This is a genomic window from Neobacillus sp. SAB-20_R2A (genome assembly GCF_049568635.1).
GTDB classification, from domain to species: domain Bacteria; phylum Bacillota; class Bacilli; order Bacillales; family Cytobacillaceae; genus Neobacillus; species Neobacillus citreus.
Genome location: NZ_CP145895.1, coordinates 5,262,903 through 5,284,249 on the forward strand (window position 1 = coordinate 5,262,903; position 21,347 = coordinate 5,284,249).

General features: G+C 42.9%; 23 protein-coding genes and 1 riboswitch. Of the genes, 2 read left to right on the forward strand and 21 right to left on the reverse strand.

Translation table 11 applies throughout. The features are described from left to right. Positions 1 to 98: 98 nt before the first annotated feature. From fliE to V5M37_RS25965, 11 genes are all read right to left on the reverse strand, one after another. The gene (gene fliE / locus V5M37_RS25915; RefSeq protein ID WP_423799758.1) at positions 99 to 398 is read right to left on the reverse strand and encodes a flagellar hook-basal body complex protein FliE; all 300 of its coding nucleotides are present in this window, start codon (positions 396 to 398) and stop codon (positions 99 to 101) included. 13 nt (positions 399 to 411) lie between these two features. Next, on the reverse strand, positions 412 to 858 hold the full coding sequence (flgC, locus tag V5M37_RS25920) for a flagellar basal body rod protein FlgC (RefSeq protein ID WP_423799759.1): 447 nt from the start codon (positions 856 to 858) through the stop codon (positions 412 to 414). A 10-nt stretch (positions 859 to 868) separates the two neighbouring features. Beyond that, the gene (gene flgB, locus V5M37_RS25925; protein ID WP_423799760.1) at positions 869 to 1,258 is read right to left on the reverse strand and encodes a flagellar basal body rod protein FlgB; all 390 of its coding nucleotides are present in this window, start codon (positions 1,256 to 1,258) and stop codon (positions 869 to 871) included. A 104-nt stretch (positions 1,259 to 1,362) separates the two neighbouring features. Next, positions 1,363 to 1,450, reverse strand: a riboswitch (cyclic di-GMP riboswitch). A 119-nt stretch (positions 1,451 to 1,569) separates the two neighbouring features. Beyond that, positions 1,570 to 1,956 carry a flagellar export chaperone FliS gene (gene fliS / locus V5M37_RS25930; RefSeq protein ID WP_423799761.1) on the reverse strand — a complete coding sequence of 129 codons (387 nt, stop codon included), beginning with the start codon at positions 1,954 to 1,956 and terminating at the stop codon, positions 1,570 to 1,572. A gap of 9 nt (positions 1,957 to 1,965) precedes the next feature. Next, positions 1,966 to 2,319 (reverse strand): hypothetical protein, encoded by a 354-nt coding sequence (locus tag V5M37_RS25935; protein ID WP_423799762.1) that lies wholly within the window; start codon positions 2,317 to 2,319, stop codon positions 1,966 to 1,968. Between the two features lie 3 nt (positions 2,320 to 2,322). Continuing rightward, entirely contained in the window at positions 2,323 to 3,876 is a 1,554-nt protein-coding gene (gene fliD / locus V5M37_RS25940) for a flagellar filament capping protein FliD (protein WP_423799763.1), read from the reverse strand. 272 nt (positions 3,877 to 4,148) lie between these two features. Further along, the gene (fliN, locus tag V5M37_RS25945; RefSeq protein WP_423799764.1) at positions 4,149 to 4,520 is read right to left on the reverse strand and encodes a flagellar motor switch protein FliN; all 372 of its coding nucleotides are present in this window, start codon (positions 4,518 to 4,520) and stop codon (positions 4,149 to 4,151) included. Between the two features lies 1 nt (position 4,521). After that, entirely contained in the window at positions 4,522 to 5,439 is a 918-nt protein-coding gene (gene fliM / locus V5M37_RS25950; protein ID WP_423799765.1) for a flagellar motor switch protein FliM, read from the reverse strand. 78 nt (positions 5,440 to 5,517) lie between these two features. Further along, positions 5,518 to 6,336, reverse strand: a complete 819-nt coding sequence (locus V5M37_RS25955; protein ID WP_423799766.1) for a flagellar hook-basal body complex protein — start codon at positions 6,334 to 6,336, stop codon at positions 5,518 to 5,520. A gap of 21 nt (positions 6,337 to 6,357) precedes the next feature. Continuing rightward, on the reverse strand, positions 6,358 to 6,783 hold the full coding sequence (locus tag V5M37_RS25960; RefSeq protein WP_423799767.1) for a flagellar hook capping FlgD N-terminal domain-containing protein: 426 nt from the start codon (positions 6,781 to 6,783) through the stop codon (positions 6,358 to 6,360). A 15-nt stretch (positions 6,784 to 6,798) separates the two neighbouring features. Then, on the reverse strand, positions 6,799 to 7,914 hold the full coding sequence (locus tag V5M37_RS25965) for a flagellar hook-length control protein FliK (RefSeq protein ID WP_423799768.1): 1,116 nt from the start codon (positions 7,912 to 7,914) through the stop codon (positions 6,799 to 6,801). 148 nt (positions 7,915 to 8,062) lie between these two features. On the opposite strand from V5M37_RS25965, the gene V5M37_RS25970 reads away from it, so the two are divergent. After that, positions 8,063 to 8,743, forward strand: a complete 681-nt coding sequence (locus V5M37_RS25970; RefSeq protein WP_423799769.1) for a glucosaminidase domain-containing protein — start codon at positions 8,063 to 8,065, stop codon at positions 8,741 to 8,743. Positions 8,744 to 8,793: 50 nt separating this feature from the next. Here the strand turns inward: V5M37_RS25970 and V5M37_RS25975 are convergent, their stop codons facing one another. The 6 genes from V5M37_RS25975 to flgM form a co-directional block, all read right to left on the reverse strand. Further along, positions 8,794 to 12,747, reverse strand: a complete 3,954-nt coding sequence (locus tag V5M37_RS25975) for an OmpL47-type beta-barrel domain-containing protein (protein WP_423799770.1) — start codon at positions 12,745 to 12,747, stop codon at positions 8,794 to 8,796. Positions 12,748 to 12,835: 88 nt separating this feature from the next. Continuing rightward, on the reverse strand, positions 12,836 to 14,428 hold the full coding sequence (locus tag V5M37_RS25980) for a flagellin (protein WP_423799771.1): 1,593 nt from the start codon (positions 14,426 to 14,428) through the stop codon (positions 12,836 to 12,838). Between the two features lie 179 nt (positions 14,429 to 14,607). Further along, on the reverse strand, positions 14,608 to 15,486 hold the full coding sequence (flgL, locus tag V5M37_RS25985) for a flagellar hook-associated protein FlgL (protein WP_423799772.1): 879 nt from the start codon (positions 15,484 to 15,486) through the stop codon (positions 14,608 to 14,610). A gap of 21 nt (positions 15,487 to 15,507) precedes the next feature. Next, positions 15,508 to 16,953, reverse strand: coding sequence for a flagellar hook-associated protein FlgK (gene flgK / locus V5M37_RS25990; RefSeq protein WP_423799773.1), 1,446 nt, complete (start codon positions 16,951 to 16,953; stop codon positions 15,508 to 15,510). A 14-nt stretch (positions 16,954 to 16,967) separates the two neighbouring features. Next, complete coding sequence (locus tag V5M37_RS25995) at positions 16,968 to 17,429, reverse strand: flagellar protein FlgN (protein WP_423799774.1); 462 nt, start codon at positions 17,427 to 17,429, stop codon at positions 16,968 to 16,970. Continuing rightward, positions 17,426 to 17,689, reverse strand: coding sequence for a flagellar biosynthesis anti-sigma factor FlgM (gene flgM, locus V5M37_RS26000; RefSeq protein ID WP_423799775.1), 264 nt, complete (start codon positions 17,687 to 17,689; stop codon positions 17,426 to 17,428). The genes V5M37_RS25995 and flgM overlap by 4 nt, the downstream gene beginning before the upstream one ends. A 189-nt stretch (positions 17,690 to 17,878) precedes the next feature. On the opposite strand from flgM, the gene V5M37_RS26005 reads away from it, so the two are divergent. After that, the gene (locus tag V5M37_RS26005) at positions 17,879 to 18,331 is read left to right on the forward strand and encodes a PilZ domain-containing protein (RefSeq protein WP_423799776.1); all 453 of its coding nucleotides are present in this window, start codon (positions 17,879 to 17,881) and stop codon (positions 18,329 to 18,331) included. 42 nt (positions 18,332 to 18,373) lie between these two features. Here V5M37_RS26005 and V5M37_RS26010 read toward each other — a convergent pair whose 3' ends face one another. The 4 genes from V5M37_RS26010 to V5M37_RS26025 all read right to left on the reverse strand — a co-directional run bounded on the left by V5M37_RS26010 (position 18,374) and on the right by V5M37_RS26025 (position 21,274). Then, a complete protein-coding gene (locus tag V5M37_RS26010) occupies positions 18,374 to 19,144 on the reverse strand; it encodes a flagellar hook-basal body protein (protein WP_423799777.1) in 771 nt (256 codons plus the stop codon). A 384-nt stretch (positions 19,145 to 19,528) separates the two neighbouring features. Beyond that, positions 19,529 to 20,380, reverse strand: a complete 852-nt coding sequence (locus V5M37_RS26015) for a flagellar hook-basal body protein (protein ID WP_423799778.1) — start codon at positions 20,378 to 20,380, stop codon at positions 19,529 to 19,531. 23 nt (positions 20,381 to 20,403) lie between these two features. Further along, complete coding sequence (locus tag V5M37_RS26020) at positions 20,404 to 20,808, reverse strand: flagellar basal body-associated FliL family protein (protein WP_423799779.1); 405 nt, start codon at positions 20,806 to 20,808, stop codon at positions 20,404 to 20,406. A 25-nt stretch (positions 20,809 to 20,833) separates the two neighbouring features. Beyond that, the gene (locus V5M37_RS26025) at positions 20,834 to 21,274 is read right to left on the reverse strand and encodes a YaaR family protein (RefSeq protein WP_423799780.1); all 441 of its coding nucleotides are present in this window, start codon (positions 21,272 to 21,274) and stop codon (positions 20,834 to 20,836) included. Positions 21,275 to 21,347 lie beyond the last annotated feature (73 nt).

Sequence of the window (21,347 nt, forward strand, 5' to 3'; positions counted from 1 at the left end):
TGACTTCCTGATAAGGTGATGCACAAGAACGCCCCTTTGCTTCTGAAAAGTGATGCACAAGAACCGTCCCCATGCCTCACCCATGCCTCACCCATGCCTCAAACTTGCATTCTCATGATTTCTTGGTAGGCTTCGACTACTTTGTCCCTTACTTGGGTTGTCAGCTGCAGGGCGATTTGTGCTTTTTGTGCAGCTATGGTGACGTCATGGATATTTTTTATTTCACCTGTGGCTATTTTTTCGGACATGTTTTCCGATTGGACAATTGTTTCATTTGCTTTCTGTAAGGCCTCGCTTAACGAGTTCGAAAAAGAGGTGCCTGACACGGAAGCGGGCTGTGCATTTTGGGTTTTTCCCACTATCGATGCTTTCGCCGGAAACAGCTGATCAATTCTCATTCTTTAACACTCCTTATCTGCCAATATCTAAAGCTTTCAGCGACATATTTTTTCCAACATTAAAGGCTGTGATGTTCGCTTCATATGTACGGGAGGCTGTCATCAGGTCGACCATTTCTTTTGTAATGTCCACGTTTGGCATCATCACGTAGCCTTCATTATTGGCATCGGGATGGGTCGGGTCATAAACCGGCCGAAACGGAGTTTTGTCTTCTACGATTCTTGTAACCTTGACCCCATTTGAATTCATTTCATTTTGCAAGAATTGGCTGAACGGGGTTCCTCCCGTCCCATTCGCTTGCACCTCGACCATCTTCCGCCGGTAAGGCATCCAGACCCCCTCCACCAATTGGCCCCGGGTGGTCGTCGCATTGGCGATATTGGAGGAGATTGTATCCATTTTTAACCGCTGGGCGGTTAGGGCTGAAGAACTAATATTTAAGGGTTGGAACATTGACATTATGAATCACCTACCTGCTCTTAATCGCTGTTTTAAGTAAATTGAATTCTTCGCTTATCTGGTATGATAATGTTTGGTACCAAATCGAGTTTTTGGTCAACTCCGTCATCTCACTATCCATATCCACCCCATTGCCGCTATTTTGCATGACAGTAGGTTCCTGGGTCACCAAAGGCTTGCTTGAAGCAGCTATGCCGATTGGGATATGCTTGGCATTGGTTCTCTTCCCGTCAAAGCCAGCACCGGAAAGTTCTTGTTTTAAAATGTCTTCAAAAATAACTTTTTGTGGTTTATAGTTTGGAGTGTTCACATTGGCGATATTGTTGGAAATGGCATTATGTCTTAACACAGAGGCATCTAAAGCACGTTGGACTAGATTGATGTTTTGAAGTATCGACATGGGTCAGCTCTCCTATAAAAAATTCAGAATATTTAAATTTTAATTTTTAGGACATAAAAAAGACCATTCCGAAGAATAGTCTAATAGGGTAAACTATGAGTCTCTTCGGCAACTGGCTGGCGTAATCCCTTCGGATCCTTAGCCCCTATAGCTTTGCGTCGCTGGGTTTCCCCAGGTTTGCTATTATCGGATTGTATTTGTCGATTTTTGGAAAATCATATTGTCGAATTTTTCCTACAAAAATAATAATACAATGGTTTTAGTCAGTTGACAACAAAATTAATTAAAAAGGCCTACTTAACTAAAATTAGTTAAGCAGGCCGTACTATTTTCAGCGCTTCTTTCCAGGTATCCTGCAGTTCTGTTAACATTTTTTCCACTTCGATTAACAGCTGCTCGTCCTTTTTGATATTCGCCTCTATTAACTTTTCCTTCATGTAATCGTAAAGTACTATAAAAGATTTTGAGATTTCGATATCCATATTCAGGGTAACCATTAATTCGGTAACAATTTTTTGAGCCCGCTGGATTCGGTCATTCGCCCTTTGCCAATCATTTTTCTCCATCGCCATTCTGGCCTGAAGGATAAATTTAATCGCCCCGGTATATAACAAAAGGGGCAGCTCTTCTTTTTTCGCATATAATACTTGATTATTTTCGTAAGATTGATAGGCATTGTTCAAAGCCAAAAGTCTCACACCTTTCCCTTATTTTCGCTTGTCGTAAAAAATTCCGCTTACCGCTGCCGCAGCTGGTTCCCCATACTGCTGTTTGATCGTTTTCTCTTTTTGGAGAGAACCAATCGCCGCAAGAATAGTTTGCTTGGCCCTAGTTAATTTTTCCTGAAGCTTTCGTTCTAACGTGTGAATGTGCCGGAGCTCTTCCTTGATGGCTTCGCTCATGAGGATGGCACCGTTACGTTGATCTAGCTCGTTTACTTTCTCAATGCACTGGTCCCGTTCTTGGAGCAGCTGTTCAATAAGTTCTACTTCATTCGTTTCTAGTAGATTGCTTGTCAGCTGATAGTAATCTTTTAAAAACTGCTCTTTTTGTTGCTCCATCGATTACATTCCACCACCCATTTGCTGCATCAGCCAGCTGCTTTGCGTATTCGACTTCTGGATGGCCTGCTCCATCGCGGTGAACTGCTTCCAGTAATAGCTTTCCTTTGTCTGCAGGCGTTTCTCCCAGGAATCAATTTGCTCATCCAGCCGCTTTAACGCCTTGGATAGGTAGGTATCACTTGAATAACCGGCCGTCTTCGTTATGTCCTTCATCGTTTCGTTCAGCTGGTCATACAACCGCCAGGCGACCCCGCTGTTTTGAAACTCTTCGGCATTGTTCACTGTGTTGTTGGTGGAAGCCCCCATATCGTATTTTTTTGAAAAAAGCTGAGCGACTTGGTCTAGATTATTTTCCAGTGCCGCTTTCAATTTCGTTTCATCGATGACGAGCTTGCCATTATCCCGGTAGTTAGTACTTGAGGTGATGCCGATTTCCGCTAGCGTATCGAAGTCACTGTTCATTATGGCAGGATCTTTGTCACTGACTTTGGAATAGAGGATGGACCGCATTTTGTCGAGAGCGGAGGCAATCATCTGGTCATTTGATAGTAGGCCGCTCTTTGCTTTTTCCTCCCACAGCTCGATTTCTTTGTCCTTCATATCCTTCTTCTGGTCATCTAACAAAGGGGTATAGTCTTTATAGCGCTTTTCGCCCAATTTGTCGTGAAGGGTTTTGATTGTTTCGTTGTATTTGTCAACAAAGCCTTTGATTGTGTCAAAAATCGCATCGACATCTGGTTTCTTCGTAATGTTGACATTGCTTCCGGCCGGCAATTCGGTTTTTAGGTTAAACTGGATGCCGTCGTAGGTAAATTGGTTGCTTTTGATCGTGATGGTCGTTCCGTTAATGGTGACCTCGCCGGGTGTTGATGAGACGGGTGAGGTACCGACAGCCCCGCTGGCGTTTCCTGCTGGGAAGTCATTCTGCTGGCTGTCTACCGTACCCGCTGTAATCTTAAGCACGTTTGAGCTGTTGGATACATTGGCAATGCTGATACCTGTCTGGTCATCCTTTGAGGTGAAAATAATAGCATTATCGCCGCTGGAATAAGTGGCCGTCACCCCTGTTTTCGTGGATAAGGCATTAATTTTTGTAATCGAGCTTTGGATTGTATCCTGTGCAGTAAGGCTGATAGGTTCGTTGTTTAGGGTAAAACTAAATCCCGATCCTAGTTCGGCTTTATCATTGGCTACTCCTGCCTGTGCGAATTTGACAGAGGAAGGCGTACCCGGCTGATAGAGTTTGGCAGAGGAAATCACGTATTCACTTCTGCTTGAGGTGCCTGTAAGAGAAACATCGACCTTGGCGGCATCCGAGGACGACAGCTTGCTTTTTTGAAAAGTGGATTCGAGCCTGAGCGCTTCCATCGAAGACCGCAAATCGAGAAATTTGGTATTCACATCGCGGTACGCATCCATTTTCCATTCTGTCATCGTCTTATTTTGAATTACCTTGTTTAAGGGGATTTTTTCCGCGTTCATTAATTTGGTCACAAGCGCCTCAGTATCCATCCCCGACGCCAGACCGGATAAGCGAAAATCATTTGATATCATTTTTGGGAATCCTCCGTACGTTCATTTCATGCTTTATTAATAATTACGGCAGGTTGCTGGGTAACGTTTAGTTCTTTTTGAAAACTTTGGGGAGTGGGGGGCCGGATATAAGATTCGCGGATAAATTTTAGAATTCGCCGATATATTCGGAAATCCGCGGATATATTTAAAAATTTGCGGATATATTCGGAAATTCGCAGATATCGTTAAAAAATCCGCGGATATATTTAGAATACAGAAAAAAAGAAAGGCCGCGAAAGCCTTTCTGGAGGTTAATTGATTGTTTTATTTAAAATTTCCGTAATTCTTATCCCAAAATAATCGTCGATGACGACCACTTCTCCTTTGGCGACAATTTTTCCGTTGATCAAGACATCGACTGGCTCTCCGGAGACACGGTCCAGTTCGATAATGGAGCCTTGTGTGAGTTCGAGAATTTCGTTAATTTTCTTTTTCGTCCGGCCCAGCTCCACGACAAGCTCCAACGAAATATCCATGAGCAAATCCAAATTAACGGAGTCATCCGGTTCCCGCTTTTGCGGTTCATCCGGCAAGTCTTGAAAAATAAACGGCTTCGTTTCCTTTTCGGTATCGCCTAATAGAGCTTCCAATTCTTCTCTTGAAATTTTCCCCTCGTTACTCATCTTATTTTCCCTCTTTTTCTAAAACAGTTTCGATTTCGGCTGCCAGCCGTGTCTTCTTCACACCCGGTTTAACAAAGAATTTCACTTCTTTGCCCACCTTCGCCTTTAACGGTTCATCATACAACTGATTCAACTGGATGACATCCCCGGCGTTTAACGATAAAAACTCTTCAATCGAAATCTTCGAGCGCCCTAGTTCGACGCTTAACGGGATTTCCAGTTCTTCAATTTTGGACTTTAACAGCTTGGATTCCTGCGTGCTTTTGGCGTGACTTCGGGTCGAGAACAATTGATAGGATGACAGCTTTGGCAAAAACGGCTCCAAAATGATATACGGAATGCAAATGTGCATTTTTTCCGTCACATCACCGATTTTAATCGTAAAGGCAATCACAATCACGGTTTCATTCGGGATGGCGACCTGCAGAAACTGGGGATTCGTTTCTATCTCAATCACCTTCATATCAACGTTCATGAGATCCTTCCACGATTTCCGTAAATTCTCTACAAAGCCCTCGAACAGCTTATGAAGAATTTTATTCTCAATTTGCGTTAACGTTGTTTTATCCCCGGAGGCTGCCGAAAGCTCCCGGCCGCCGAGCAGACGATTGAGGATGGCATATGCCATTTGCGGCTTTAGCTCCATAATCATGCGCCCTTTTTCGGACGTTTCAAAAACGTTTAAAATTGTATAAGCCGGCAGTTCCTTGATGAATTCCTCGTAAAGCATTTGATTGACCGACACCACATCCACTTGCACGATGGTTCTTAATTGCGTCGAAATTGAGGAAGCCAGCTGATAAGCGAAATTATCATGGATTCTCGTCAAAACACGAACCTGCTCCATCGATAAGCGAAGCGCTTTTTTAAAATCATAAACTTTGACGTCTTGGCTGTTTTGAATGATTTTTTCTTTCATTGCGTAGGTTCCACCACCATAAAATGATGCGAAGGGAAAGCAGTAATACTTTCCCTCCCTTATAAAAATTTGAAACTATTATCGCTTTAAATTCACCAATTCTTCCAAAATGGAGTCGGACACGGTAATCACCTTGGCGTTCGCCTGGAAACCGCGCTGTGCGGTAATCATTTCGGTAATCTCTTCGGACAGGTCCACGTTTGACATTTCCAGCTGGCCGGAAACAATTTGCCCAGCATGGTTATCAGAACGCTTCGCAATTAGATTATCAATATTGGTTTCTGTATCGGAATTTCCTGTTAATTCATACAGGGAACCGCCCACTTTTTTCAAGCCGCCTGGATTGGAAACAACAACCGTACCTAAAGTGGCAATCTCATCGGCGGTGCCAGCAGGAGTGACCCCTTTAATAACCCCATTATAATCAATGGTGTAGGAAACATAAACATCTGAATCAACTTGGATAGGATTCCCATCAGAATCTAAAACTTTATATCCTTGTGGATTCACGAGGTTGCCGGCGCCGTCCCGGTCAAAGTTACCGGCACGTGTTAAGTACTTTGCCCCGCTGTCGCTTTGCACCACGAAAAATCCGTCCCCATCCATGTATAAATCCGATGATAGATTCGTAGTCGTCGGACTTCCGGCCATGTGAATCGTATCAATCGACGCCGTTTTCACACCTAACCCGATTTGCACCGGATTCGTTCCGCCCGACCCGCCGACCGGATCCGGTGATGAACTGCCGCGGACGGTTTGGCTTAACACATCCTGAAACATGATACGGCTTTTCTTATAACCAACCGTATTCACGTTGGCGATATTGTTACCAATGACATCTAATTTGTTTTGGAACGCCTTCATACCAGATACACTTGAATTTAAAGAACGAAGCATGTTACCTACCTCCAGAGTTTGTTAGTTTTGGTTTTTTGCAGAAATGATTGATTCAATTGGAATCTCTTGGTCATTTATTTTATAAAAAAATTGATTATCCTTTTTGATGACCCCATTAATGATGCCGCTCGCCTGAAGACCTGTTTCGGCATCCAGCCAGGACGCTTCCTTGCTGATCATATGGGAATAGTAGCTGATATCTTTCGTGTTCGAGTTGGCGAATTGGGCAAAGGCCTGATTTAAGTTGGACATCTGTTCAAGGGTGCTAAATTGGGCCAGCTGGGAAATAAATTCCCGGTCCTCCATTGGCTGGGTTGGGTCCTGATTCCGCAATTGGGTAGTCAGTAGTTTCAGGAATGCATCCTTGCCTAATGAATTTGTGGCTTGGTTTGTCTGTTTTGTACTGAGCGTATTCGAGAATGGTGTGGTTGTATTTACGGATGTCATGTTCTTCATCTCCTTTTATGCAAGAATATTAATCGTCGTATCGGACCCTCTATGCATATATGTGTCAATCGTGTTATGGCTTTGATAAAACTCATCACGATTCACTTTCTTTTTGGGCTGGCGCTGCTGCGAATGGTCCTGCTGCGACCGACTCTCCTGCTGGGAAAAATTATGTAACATCTGGCCGCTTTGAGCGACTTCAATTTTATCCACTTGAAAGCCTTGCTGCTGCAAGGAAGCCTTCAAAAGTGACATTTGCGAATCTAGCATTTCTTTTCCATGGGCGGTATCTGCCAGAAATTGCGCCGTTACCTGCCCCTTTTGAATGACAATTTTTATATCAATCTCCCCAAGGTGCTCCGGCGTCAGTGAAAATTTCGCTTCGATGATGTCAGAGCTCTTTTGTAGATTGGTATGGTTCTTTAATAAGCCCATCACCTCTGCTGCCAGTTGTTCCTTAGAAACCTTTGTTAGTTGGGTAGGTTCATTCTTAGCAGCTGGCTGGTCTGCACTTCCCGGGCGAGTTAGGGATTGAAAAATAACTTCTTTTCCGTCGAATTGCTGCTGTTTGAAATCAGAATCGGGTTCAAGTTTAGAAACAGGTAGATTTTTCTTTATCTCGACCGCATTCTCTGGCTGGTAAACTTGCTCCCGCACAAATTGGATTGGTTGTTGAAGCGGGTTTTGCACCTGAACAGTGTTTTGATTTGATTTAAGCTGTTCCTGAAATGACTTTATTAATTCTTGAGCTTGCTTCTTACCCAATATTCCTTCTAGCTCCGTCTGCAGCGCCGGCAATGCTTGCTTCCCTTCGTTGTGGGCTGCCTCCGCAATCGTCGTTTGAAGAGGAGCAAGTGCAGGATTCGTCTTTTCAAAAAATGAACTGATAAAAGCAAGTAAATCATCTCGAGTTTGTTGCTCGCTGTCTTGGTCCTGTTCCTGATTTGATGCGTCAGGCTGCTCTAAGACCTGGTCAACCATCGAAATAAGATTCTGAGGTGAACCTGTCCCATTTTTCAATGCATTCAACAGCTCCATAAACGAACCTGGCTGTTGATTTTCCGGCTTACTGCTGCTAGTTTTCTCTGATAATTTGTGGCTTGTGGAACTCATCGAAGTGGATGGAATCACAAATTATTCTCCTTTCCGGCGAAAGTAGTTTAATCATAAACAAAAAAATTTGTATTTTCTATCATTTAAATTTTTAAAAAAATAGAGTAATATATATTAAAAACGGTTATTGTTTCCAATTACCAATTAATTTGCAGAGGTATTTATCATGAGTTATAGTCCAGTTTCTTCTGAGTGGTTTAAAAATATGGCCCTGCTTTCAATTTCAAAAAGCCTTAGTGGAAAGGGCATCAGCAGTGAAGCGAGCCTTTTTCCGACAGGTGATATTTTTACGAATTTGCTGCAGGCTGTTTTGAGTGGGCAAGACCAGCAAAATACGTATGTCCCTGAGAATTCGAGTGGGTCCTTTATTACGAACAACTCTCCTATTCTGAATGGGATGAAAGATTACTCACATTTACTTGATGATAATATGACATTAGGTTTTACTGATGTTTCAACTGATAAATTAAATAGTGCCCTTAAAGGCAAATTGAGCAATATGGGCGAATTTTTTGTTGAAGCAGGACGAAGATATAATATCAATCCTAATCTGCTGGCATCCATCGCCGTTCATGAATCTGGCAACGGCAAGTCCCATGCGGCCAATGTGAAAAATAATATCGCCGGCATGATGGGCAAAAATGGCCTGCGCCAATACGAATCCGTTGCGGAAAGCATTGCTGACATGGCCCGTAACCTAAGACAAAATTATTTAGACAAGGGCTACGATACGATTGCCAAAATCGGTGCCAAATACGCTCCCGTCGGCGCCGCGAACGACCCAACCGGGTTAAATAACAACTGGGTCAAGGGTGTTAACAACTTTTTCTATTCATTTACAGCGTAATCTATAAAGAGGCTGCCCCTTTTCTAGGCTTTGGGGCAGCCTCTTTTTAATTATTTAATAACCTTTACAGTCGTGCTGCCAACGACAAGATAGCCGTCAACCATCGCACGGAATTCTAAAAATTCTTCTTTGTCATCCCAAACAAAATCTTCACGATTAAATTTGAATTGACCTTTTTTGGCTTGGTTCTCTAAGCCTTTGCTGTCGTTATTAGCTTGAACGCCATTCAGTTTTGCTGTTGATAAATCAACATTTGCGAAGCTATATGGCTTCGGCAGTGACACCTGAACCGTGAAAACGCCTTTGTTGCCGTTCATGACTTTTGGTAGAACTTCAATCGTTGCCGGGATATAAACGGAAACCGTCTTTGTAACTGTCGTTTTTAGGCCGGCATTATCAATGGCAGTGATTTTAAGCGTATAAGTGCCTGGTTTATCGAGTGTAACTTTACCAGTCGTGTTCACTACACCATTGACTTCCACAGATGTCTCTTTAATGCCTGATAGATTGTCAGTTGCTTGGTAGCTTAGGTCTAGAACTGTACCAAGGGCATATTCCTTTGAAAAATCAGCCGTAATCGTTGGAGCGGTTTTATCGATTTTAACCGAAGCTGTCTTCGTTTCTTCAACATTGCCTGCTTGATCGACGCTGTAGAAGGAAACTGTATGGCGGCCTTCGCTTGCAACAGTGAAGCTTGTGCCTTCAGCGATTTCAGAGCCATCGATAGAATAGTAGGTTGACTTGACGCCGCTTAGATTGTCGGTTGCAGTTAACCCTACATTCACTACGTCTGTATACCATTTATCCTCAACATTACTAACAGTTGTTGGGGCAGTTTTATCTGTTTTCACTTCAACCGTCTGACTTTCCTCAACATTTCCAGCATTGTCGATGCTGTAGAAGGAAATTGTGTTGACCCCTTCTTGATCAAGAACAAAGCTAGTGCCTTCTGTAAAATCAGAGCCGTTAATAGAGGAATAGGTTGCTTTCACTCCGCTTAAGTTATCGTTAGCAGTAAGCTCCACATTTACTCCGTCTGTGTACCACTTGTCCTCTACATTGCTTACTGTTGTTGGAGCGGTTTTATCCACCTTAACCTCAACAGTTTGTTTTTCCGCGACGTTACCTGCGTTATCCACGCTGTAGAAAGTAATCTTGTTCACGCCTTCTTTGTCGACCACAAAGCCTGTACCTTCTGTAAACTCAGAACCGTTGATAGAGTAATAGGTGGCCTTTACGCCGCTTAAATCATCGGTCGCTGTTAACTCTACATTCACAGTATCTGTGTACCACTTGTCCTCAACATTGCTTACTGTCGTTGGTGCAGTTTTATCCACTTTAACCTCGACTGTTTGTTTTTCCTCGATGTTTCCGGCATTGTCTACGCTGTAGAAAATAATTGTGTTGAGGCCTTCTTTATCGAGCGCAAAATTAGTCCCTTCGGCAAACTCAGAACCATTGATAGAGTAGTAGGTTGCTTTCACGCCGCTTAAATCATCGGTCGCTGTAAGCTCTACGTTCACTGCCTCTGTATACCATTTGTCCTCTACATTGCTTACTGTTATTGGAGCGGTTTTATCTACTTTAACCTCAATGGTTTGTTTTTCCTCGAGGTTTCCAGCATTATCGAGGCTGTAAAAAGTAATCTTGTTGACGCCTTCTTTATCGAGTACGATATTGGTGCCCTCTTGGAAGTCAGAACCATTTACGGAATAGTAAGTAGAATGAACGCCCGATAGATTGTCAACTGCTGTTAATTCAATAGTGACACCTTGGTTGTACCAGTCGCCAGTTGTGTTAGCAGTGGTTTCGGGTGCAGTTTTGTCGATTTTTACTTCAACTGTTCTCACTTCTTCAACATTGCCAACATTGTCAACGCTGTAAAAAGAAACGGTGTGGACGCCTTCTGTTTCAAGAGGGAAGCTGGTTCCTTCCGCAAATTCAGAGCCGTCAACAGAATAAAAGGTTGCTTTCACGCCAGACAGATTGTCGGTGGCAGTTAATTCAGCTTGTACGTCCTTGTTATACCAATAAGCACTAGTATTGATCACGGTTTGCGGTGCCTCTTTATCGACTTTTACTTCAACCGTTTTCACTTCCTCCACGTTGCCTGCATTGTCCACGCTGTAGAAAGAAACGGTGTGTACACCTTCTTTATCAAGAACAACAGTCGTACCTTCTATAAATTCGCCAAGATCGATAGAATAGTAGGTGGTCTTGACGCCGCTTAAGTCGTCTGTTGCAGTTAACGTAACGCCGACATCATCTTTTGACCATTCTAAGTTGGTATCAGCGGTCGTTACAGGCGGTGTGACATCGGAAGGTTTATCGATGTCTACTGTAACAGTTGCGTAGTCAATTGATTCTGTTCCGTCAGCTGTTACAGGAACGATTTGGTACTCGTGGGTGCCTTGTTCTTCTGGAGCCGGCAAAGTGTAGTTTGGATCGGTTGTTGTGCCTACGAGGACACGTTCACCGTCGACTTCTGTATAAATGTTATAAGATGCCGCATCTTCTACTGGCTGCCAGGAAAGGGTCACGGAATCACCGTTAACTACTGGTTGGCTTGCTTCAGGTGCTGGCAGGACCGGTGTAATATCAACCGATACGACATTAGAATATGGAGAGTTTCCAAATCGATCTGATTTTGCAACTACGGCATATTCATGTTTACCTTGCGATAAATCACCAACGAATTTAGAAGTTTCCTTGGTAGATTCTAATAAGGTTGGTTGACCATCTATTATTTCATAGACCTCGTACTCTTTTGCAAAAGGGACTGCAGTCCAATAAATTAAGGCACCATTTGTTGTGTCACTCTTCTTTATACTTGCTTCTGGAGCCTGCATTTTAGGAAAAACAATTTTTACATCGTATGTTTTCGCAGGAGACTCTCCAAAACGGTTACTAAAAGCAACAACTTTAAAAGTATAATTTCCTTCTGGAAGGTTAATAAAATAATAGGATTGATCTTTTGTTGTGGTTATGAGTTCATCATTACCATCCACTACTTGATACAATTCATAGTAATCTGCATATTTTACTGAAGACCACATTAAAAATAAATCATTACCATTATAGTTGTAGGAATAAATCTGTTCTGGAGGAAGCATTTCTGGATAGATGATGTTAACACTAGTTTTACTCGCTACTTTTGATTCGCCAAATTTAGAACTGTAGGAGGTTAGTTCATAAACATGCTCACCTTCTGTCAAATTGGGCAAATAAAAGGACTGTTCAGTAGAATTACTGATTAATTTTCTTTCACCGTCTACAATCTCATATAAATTATAGGAAGTAGCATAAGATACCTTTTGCCAAGAAAAAATGATGTTGTTGACATTACTGATATATGAAAGAAAATCACTTGGTGCTTCCATTACAGGGTAAACAACGTTTATTTGAGTAGTGCTGGGTGAAGATTCGCCGTACTTGGTATTGTAGGAGGTCACCTCATAAACATGCTGTCCCTCGGTAACATTACTAAAATACTGACTAATTTCTTTTGTTGTAGCTAATAGCTCCCTTTGGTTATTCTTCACTTCATACACGTTATAACCAGTAGCTAATTCAGTTGCGTTCCAATTTAATGAAATATTATTTCCGCTTAAAACACTAGAGGTCAGTCCTTTTGGCGGTTGCATCACAGGGTATTTGATTGTAATAGTACCAGTGTTTGACAATGCCGATTCGCCTGTGCTGGTATACGCCGTGACAGCATACGTATGTGTCCCTTGAGAAACACTTTGAATATAGCCGCTTGGGCTAGTTGTTTGAGCTACAATAGTCCTCTGGTCCCCATTTAATTCATAAATACGATAACCCGCTGCACCACTAACCTTATCCCAATAAAAAATTACATTGTCAACTCCAGAAAGATACGGTCCAAAGTTTGTTGGTGCTGGTAGGTTAGTAGCTGCAAATACGGAACCTACAGGTGAAAACAATTGAAATAATAATATAGCCAAAATGACTATATTAAATTTCTTCATTGCTGTATGCATCCCTTTTCCTCCTATTTAATTTTAAATAGATAGCTTAAAAAGAAGTCCCTTCCAAAAAAGAGACTTCTTTTAAATTTTAATCTAGCTATTAACCACGTAATAGCTGTAATACTCCTTGAGGCTGTTGATTTGCTTGAGCCAACATAGATTGTGCTGCTTGAGATAGGATGTTATTTTTCGTAAATTGCATCATTTCATTAGCCATGTCAACGTCTCTTAAGCGGGATTCAGCAGCTGTTAAGTTTTCTGATGAAGTTCCCAAGCTATTAATTGTGTGCTCTAAACGGTTTTGTATTGCCCCTAATTTAGAACGTTCAGAGGAAACCGTGCTGATTGCTTTATCTAAGACATTTATTGCATCTTCGGCACTTGTTTCACTCATAAGAGAGATATTGACACCGTCTTTTTTAAGGCCAAGAGCTACTGAATCCATAGAGTTAATACCTATTTCTAATGTTTGTCCTGAGTTAGCTCCGACGTGAATGGATACAGTATTATTGGCAGAACCTACAGTAATGTTAGAAGTGGATGCTGTAATTGAATCTGAAAATGTTAGTTGCAGATTGGAAACTTGTACAACTGCATTCGAACGTACAGCGATTCTTCCATCTCCAGTTTCAGCATTTCCATCACCATCTATATCAACCTGTGCAATGGAATCGCCGGCATTTGCAGCTACTTGGATCTGTTTGAGTCCGCCATTTTTCCCACCGTTCATTTCATCATTAAATGAAGTACGAGAAATGCCTTCTGAGGAAGTTGCTGTAAAATGAATTCCACTAATATCATTGGCCGCTCCAGATTGACCCACAATCACCATCGAATCTGCTTGCGTTGCACTACCATCAAGCCCGTCAGCGTTTGTAACTGCAGTTTTGGGCACACCTGGTCCGGTTACAGAAGATGCTCCTAAAGTATTTTTAACAGAAGACATAAAATCATCTAAAGTGCTGTCTGCAGTAACAACATAAACAGCAGATTTTACTTCACCCCCAACAACGGCCGATAAGGTAATTTCATCCCCGACCTGTAACCCATACTTCGTGGTATCTGTACCAAGGTCTGTTAACTTTGTACCCCCTGATGCTGGTGTTGCGGTGCCACTTAAATCATAAAGAGCTCCAGTTTCCCAAATTGCTGAAGTTGCTGACCCCAATGCAGCAGTCGTTGTAACCTTTGTTGTTCCAGCAGCTGCTGTTGAAGATGCCACAACACCTGCAACAGAACCTCCAGAAGACTGAGCAAATTTAGCAGTTTTAGAGATATCACCATTTAAGATTTTGAAGCTGTTGAATTCTGTATCGCTGGCAACTCGATCAATCTCATTGATTAACTGATTTACCTCTGTTTGAATATTTTCTTTATCCTGCGTAGTAGAAGTTCCGTTAGCTGCTTGGTTTGCTAGTTCACGAACACGCTGCAGGATGCTGTGTGTTTCGTTCATTGCACCTTCAGCCGTTTGGATTAAAGAAATACCATCTTGAGCGTTACGGGAAGCTTGGTCCAAACCGCGAATCTGTGCTCTCATTTTTTCAGAGATTGCTAGGCCAGTCGCATCGTCAGCTGCACGGTTGATACGCAAACCTGAAGAAAGTTTTTCTAAGTTCTTTGAAGCTGCATTTGAGTTTGCACTTAATTGATGATAAGCATTTAGTGCTGAAATGTTATGGTTAATTCTCATCTCTTTTTTCCTCCTAGTGTAGGTAAATTGGTTTATTGCCTTTCTACTATTCTTTAACGACATTTTTTGCGGAATGGAGAGAGGATGAAGTGTGTTTTTTAATTATTTTTTGTAGATTCTTGCATTTTTTCAAAAAAAAGGCGCTCCCTTCATACACGGGAACACCTCTAATATAACTATTATCTTAAAAAATCCACTAGCGTAGGCTGGATTGACTTTGCCCCAGATGACAGTGCTACGTTTAGAATCGTTTGCTGGTTGGTCAAATCGGTTATCACCTTCGCCATGTCGGCATCTTCATTTTTGGAAAGGATGCTTTTGGTGGTGATTTCCGTTTCGTCCAAACGGTTGACCATCATTTCTAAACGGTTCACATTAGTTCCGACCATAGAACGATGAGCCAAAAGATTATTTAACTGCTTATCCAAAGTGCCTAGCAGCTGTTCAGGATTGTTGCCCAGATCCAGTTCGCCGGCAATTTTTTCAATAGGTTCAGATAAATTAAGTCCATCGGCTTGAAAATTAAAAATTTCCGCACCGTTGACATTGACGTTCATATAGATGCCTTGGCCAACATTCCATGATAGGGAGTTCTGATTGGTATTCATAAACTTGCCATCCTGAAACGGCGCAGTGTCGGTATCGGTTCCGGCAAATAAAAAGCGGTCGCCGATTTTCGCATTAGCGATATCGCCGATTTCTCCGATGAGTTCCTTTAAACCTATGGCGATTGATTGCCTGGCTTCCTGGTTATTGACGCCATTTGCGCCTTGGACCGTCAACTCGCGCGCTTTTTGCATCACCTGCGTCAAGTCGTCCAAGGATTTATCCGTGGCCTCCAACCAGTCCAGCCCGTCTTCAGCATTCCGTTTAAACTGTCCCGTTTCTGCCAGCGCTGAGCGGTAGGACATGATTTGAATAGATTTTACCGGATCATCTGAAGTCTTGTTGACCGCCTTGCCCGAAGCAATTTGCTCCTGATACTGACTCAAGGAGCGGTAATTCTGTTGAATATTCCGGATCATTTGCGTACTTAACATCTTTTGCGTAACACGCACTTTACTCACCTCCGCGTATGACTAAACCCCTACACGACCCGTTCCGTTTATTAATTTATCTAAAACCTCGTCCATGACCGATATGTATCGCGATGCCGCATTATAGGATTGCTGGAACCGGACCATGTTTGTCATTTCTTCATCAATCGAAACGCCTGATACTGACTGACGGCGGTTTTCTGCCTGCTGCACTAACAAGTCCGAGTTATTTTCCATCTGCAGTGCCTCTTGCGTTTTAATGCCAATCTCTCCTGCCAGCGTCCGGTAAAATTGATTCAAGGTAGTAGACTGATTGGAAAAAGAAAGAACCTTAAATTTTAAGTTATTTAACTGATTGGCGTTTTGAGCATCACCCGCACTCGCCTCTTGTGCCGCGGCAATTTTATTTAAGGAAGCTGTAATCAGTGGGTTAACCATTATGTCGCCGGCTGTTGTTGGAGATGTGCCTGCTTTTGTCACGAAAAACGGAATCCGCTCCAGAGCGGCGTTAGGATCTATTTTTCTATTTTGAATATCATCCAGATTCATAGCATTGGCACCGGCATGGATGCTGTTTACTTCTGAACTGAATACCGTCACCATTTCATTGATTTTTGCCATATAAGAAGGAATATCCTTCGTTAAAGAATCCACCATGCCGGCCAGCTCGCCCGATTTCAAGGAAATGTTCTGCCCGTTCAGCAATGGCTGGTTATTCGTGCTGTCAAAGGATACTGTGCTGCTTTGGTCACCATTGACCAAATACTTTTGGCCGATAAAAATATCAACCATTCCGCCCGCCGCAGGCTTCACTTCAATGTCAGCCAATTTCGAAAGCTGGTCAATCATCAAATCGCGTTTGTCCATTAAATCGTTAGGCTCTTGTCCGGAAGCGACCATTTTTGCGATTTGCGTATTTAACCCACTCACCTGTTTGGTCAAATTATTCATTTCTGTCATTTTCGTAGAAATGTTATTTTTTAAATCTTGGCTTAAATGATCGATAGAATTGGAGATTTGATTTAAACAGTCCGCCAGCGCAGTGCCGTTGGAAAGAACCACAGCGCGTGCTGATAAGCTATCCGGCTCCTTCGACAAATCCTCCCATGACTGCCAAAAGCGATCGAAGACTGCCTGCAATCCATTATCGGAAGGTTCGTTTAAGGTCTGTTCGATTTTTGACAGTGTATCCTGTTTCACGTTCCAATACCCAAGCTGCTCGTTTTGTGTCCGGAACTGTCCGTCCAAAAATGAATCCCGGATGCGGGTGATTTCTGTCGTATCTACACCTGTTCCCAACTGATAGGGGCCTTTTCCCGCACTCATGGCCGGATATGTAAGCGGATTGGAGGCTGCGGTGACGGCTTTTTGCCTGGTGTAACCCTCTGTATTGGCATTGGAGATATTATGCCCGGTTACGCTGAGGGCTGTGGATGAAGCAAAAATAGCCCGCTTTCCAATTTCAATTCCATGAAATGTTGAAGTCATCTCGCACCCTCCCCTTACACTTTTGCATCGAAAAAGCTTCTCGATGTGTTCGTCTGCATGTAATTTTTCGCCGAATAAGTTAGTGGCTGTTCTTGTTTTTGTGTAAATAATGACAGCATGCTGTTGATGTATTCTAATGACGACTCGACCAGCTGCCGGTTCAGCTCATGCTGCTTCTCTAATTCTGTTAATTTTGCTTTAAGTTCGGTTTGATAGGTTGAAAGATCCGCGAATGGATGCTCTGCGATTAACTCACTTAAAGTCTCCTTCTGAAGGGAAATTACTTCCTGCTGGCGCTGTTCCTCGAGTAGACTGATTTCCTTAATCAGAGCGGATTCCTTTGGAAAAATAGCAAGCAGTTGCTCCGGGTCACCTTTTATCAGGGCCGCCCGCTTTTCCTCCCCTACCGCGAGCAGGTTTTCATAGACTGTAATCATTTCTTGAAGAATCGATTTTAACGGCTCAACCGATTTCATTGATCCGTCCCTCTGTCCCAAGAATCCAATAATTTCTCAGCAATTTTCTTGCTGTCCACTTTGTACGTGCCGCTTTCAATCTGCTTTTTCAATTCCTCGATTCTCTTTTCTCGTTCCGCGCTGATTTTTTCCTGTGCAGCAGGTGAAAACTCCACCTTATCCACCTGAACCTTTTTATTCACATCCTGCTGCGGCGTCTTATTAACCTGATTTTTATACGATTGATAAGCCTGCAAACGGCTAAAATCATTAACTTTCATACGACCGGCTCCTTTCCGGGTGAAGCATGGGGACGGTTCTCGTGCATCATTGAGGCACGAGAACCGTCCCCATGCCTCATTCTTTATAATTTATTAACGGCCATTTCTTCAAAAGTGTTTAGCCCCTTTTCAGATTTGGTTTTGAATGGTAAATTTTTATTATTGAGAAAATGATAAGGGGAATCACAGTTGAGTACGTCGCATATTATCCTCGGCCTATGTGTAGTAGTGGTATTGGTTATTATTTTATACGCAGGAAGAACTTTTTTCCAAAAAGAAAAACATGTTGTTCCGAAAAAAACGAATCGTCGGACAGCATTCCGGCTTAGCTTGCTGGATCAGGATTGCTGGTTCTATCCCGCTTCTTCGGGGGAACCGGAATATAAAGGGCTGATTCGCGATATCAGCATCACCGGCATGAAACTGCATTCTTTGGTCGATATAGGTAAAATTGATGAAATAACGGTCGAGTTTGCCTTCTTGCAGGAATCCTTCACGCTGACCGGTCAGATCCGTAGAAGAAAGATTTTGGAAAATGATTTTTATGAATACGGGGTTCATTTTCATCCGCTAGATGAAAAAACAGAACAAAAGCTATTTAAGGTCCTCTGGGAGAAAAGTAAAGAGAAAATCGTGATTTAACTTGAAAAGAGCCGTGGAAAACGGCTCTTTTTTTTCTAAAGCTTAACTTCTAATAATCCCATTAGCAATCCCCATCATTTGGTCCGCAAAGGAAATCGACCGGGAATTAAATTGGAAGCCGCGCTGTGTTGTCAGCATGTCCGTAATTTCTTTGCTCAAATCGACGTTGGATGCTTCAAGATAGCCCTGGCGAATTTGCGCAGCCGGATTACCTAGCACTTCATTCGCTCCACCTGTAAACCGATAGACATTTCCACCCGCTTGGACTAATTGCTGGGGATTCACAAAGTCCACTACGGCCATTTGCTGGTTGGTTGGCGAAATGAAGCCATTTTCGTTAACGGAAACCGACGCTCCTTCCGGAATTTCCACCGGGGCGCCGTTTCGGTCCATAAGGTAACAGCCTTCTGCGTTTACCAACCGGTATGTGCCATTACCTGTTGGGCTCTGCTGAAAGGATCCGTTACGTGTATAGAACACCTCGTTCCCTTTGCCCACTTGAAAAAATCCTTTTCCATCAATCATAAAATCTAAAGGGTTGTTGGTTGCTTTGGCTGCCCCCTGTTCCAAATTCAACTGTGCTGCAGTGATGTGTACCCCGAAGCCTGTGCGGATCCCGTTTGGGGTCAATCTGCCAACTTCGCGATTGACAGCCTTCTGGTTATCGATGGAAGTCGCCAAGTTTTCTTCGAAGGATGCCTCTCTTTTCTTGAATCCGGCAGTTTCAGCATTGGCCATATTATTGGCGATCGTATCTAACTTTTTTTGATAGGCATTTAAGCCGCTTGTGGCGATATATAGCGATGTATTCATGAGATTCATCTCCTTTGCTTGTGTGTCCATGGTGGGCAAGGATGAAGGACATTTTCTTGACTGTCACGGCCCCGTTTGTACTTCATAGCCTAGATGAAGGACATTTTCTTGACTACCACGACTCGTTTTGTCCTTCATAGCTTCGATGAAGGACATTTCCCCACTTGCCGCGACTCGTTTTGTCCTTCATAACCTCGATGAAGGACATTTCCCCGATTGCCAAGGCCCCATTTGTCCTTCATAACCTCGATGAAGGACATTTCCCCGATTGCCGCGGCCCCGTTTGTCCTTCATAACCTCGATGAAGGACATTTCCCCACTTGCGACGACACGCTCAGTCCTTCATAAAAAATCCCCGTAAAACTTGTAAGAAACCTGTGTAAATTACACTCTACCAATCGAATTCAACAGCTCCAGAGACTTGTCATAAGCCTGCAAAACCTTCTGATTCGCTTCGTAAATACGGACGTTTTCCATCATGTTCGTCATTGTCATTGTCGGGTCGACATTCGATTTTTCAATCATCTTATGGCGCAGTTGCACACCGGCCGGCAATTCGGTCAATAACGGCGGCGGGTTTCCGCCTCCCTCCAGCTTGAACAGTCCGTTCCCGTCTTTAATCAGGTCGTTCGGATTTTGAATTAAAACAAGCCCAATCCGATCCAGAACCGTCCTCCTAGAAAGATCATCCGGATAAAGAATAATCTCCCCGTCCGCACTAATAGAAACATCACCGCCGGCCAATTCCGCACTCGTCCGAACCGGCTGGCCATTAGGGTTTAGCACCGTATACCCCTCGGTCGTGCGGAGCTGACCCGCTTCGTCCACCGTGAACCTGCCGTTCCGGGTATAGCGGACTTCACCTGCACCAGTCATAACAGCGAAAAACGCACCAGGCTTTTGCCCATTTTGCCCCGCCAAAGCCCTGTCATCAATGGCCACATCCAAGGGATTATCAGTGGTCACAAGGTCCCCTTGCGCAAAGCTTGAGATATTTTCCTGCGCATAGACCCCCTGCTGCAACGACCCGACCAAGGAGAAGCCTGTCGGATTCGAGCCATTGCCATTCCCAGAGTCATGAATCCGCTCAAGCAAAACCTCCGGGAAGGAGCGTAAGGTTGTATCCACTTTTTTATAGCCAGGCGTTTCAATATTCGCTAAGTTATTCGTCAACGCCTCCTGCCTTCTTTGCAAGGCAATCATGCCGGACGCCGCCGTGTCGATCCCTCTAAGCATCGTCATTCTCCTTTTTTAAAATTTTACTGAATCAACAGTTCCGTTGTATAGACGTTCATAATTTTCCCATCAGAGAACCGCTCGTTAAGCTTGTCTTTGATTTTTCCTTCGAAGGCAGCAATATCCTTAAAATCGTCTTTATTTGATTTAGACAGAATCTTGATAATGTCGCTTTCAATGATTGGCTTTATTTTTTCTGATTGCTTCAACGTTTTCTTGGAATCCATTTCAATCGAAAACTGGACTTGAATTAAGTTTTCCGAATTTAGGTTGGTGCTGATTTGCTTCGTTTGAATGGTCTGATTAGCGAGCTGATCAAGCGTCTTATCCTGTGAGCTTACAGGGTTATTTTTTTGATATTGATAGTAAAAAAGACCGCCCGCGATGATTAACACAAGAACTACACTTAGCGTTAGGATTTTTTTCATTATTTTCATCCTTTTGGTGTCAAAATTACAGATAGAGGTCGATTAACAGGCCTTTGATTTCCCCTATCTTATCAAGCAATTGAATATTTGCATCCTCTTTTTCTAAAATTTTCTTTGACAGCTCCAACAGATTTCTATCAATCTCTTTAATAATTTTTAGCCTCCTCCCCCTATTCATTGACGTGAAAGAATCCGTTATTTCTAAAGAGAGGCCATTTTTTACAACTTCCTGCAAAAAGGATTGAATTAATTTTTTATATTTTTGAAGATCAGCAGCCGTTCGTGACTGAACCAATCGCTCCCCTTGCTTTCGAATCCCATCTAAAAGGGAGCTTAGCTGCTCTTTTACCAAATTGGTCTTTGAATCTGTCAAAATCTGTTGGAATGAAGATGATTCAGCTTGCTTCGTTTCTTTTTGAAAAAACATTTTATCGTTCGTGACACCAAATCCATGACTTACTTTCAAGGGAAAACACCTTCCAAACGCTTAAGTTTGTGATTGTCGATATTTGTAAAACTAAATTACAATAAATTATTAA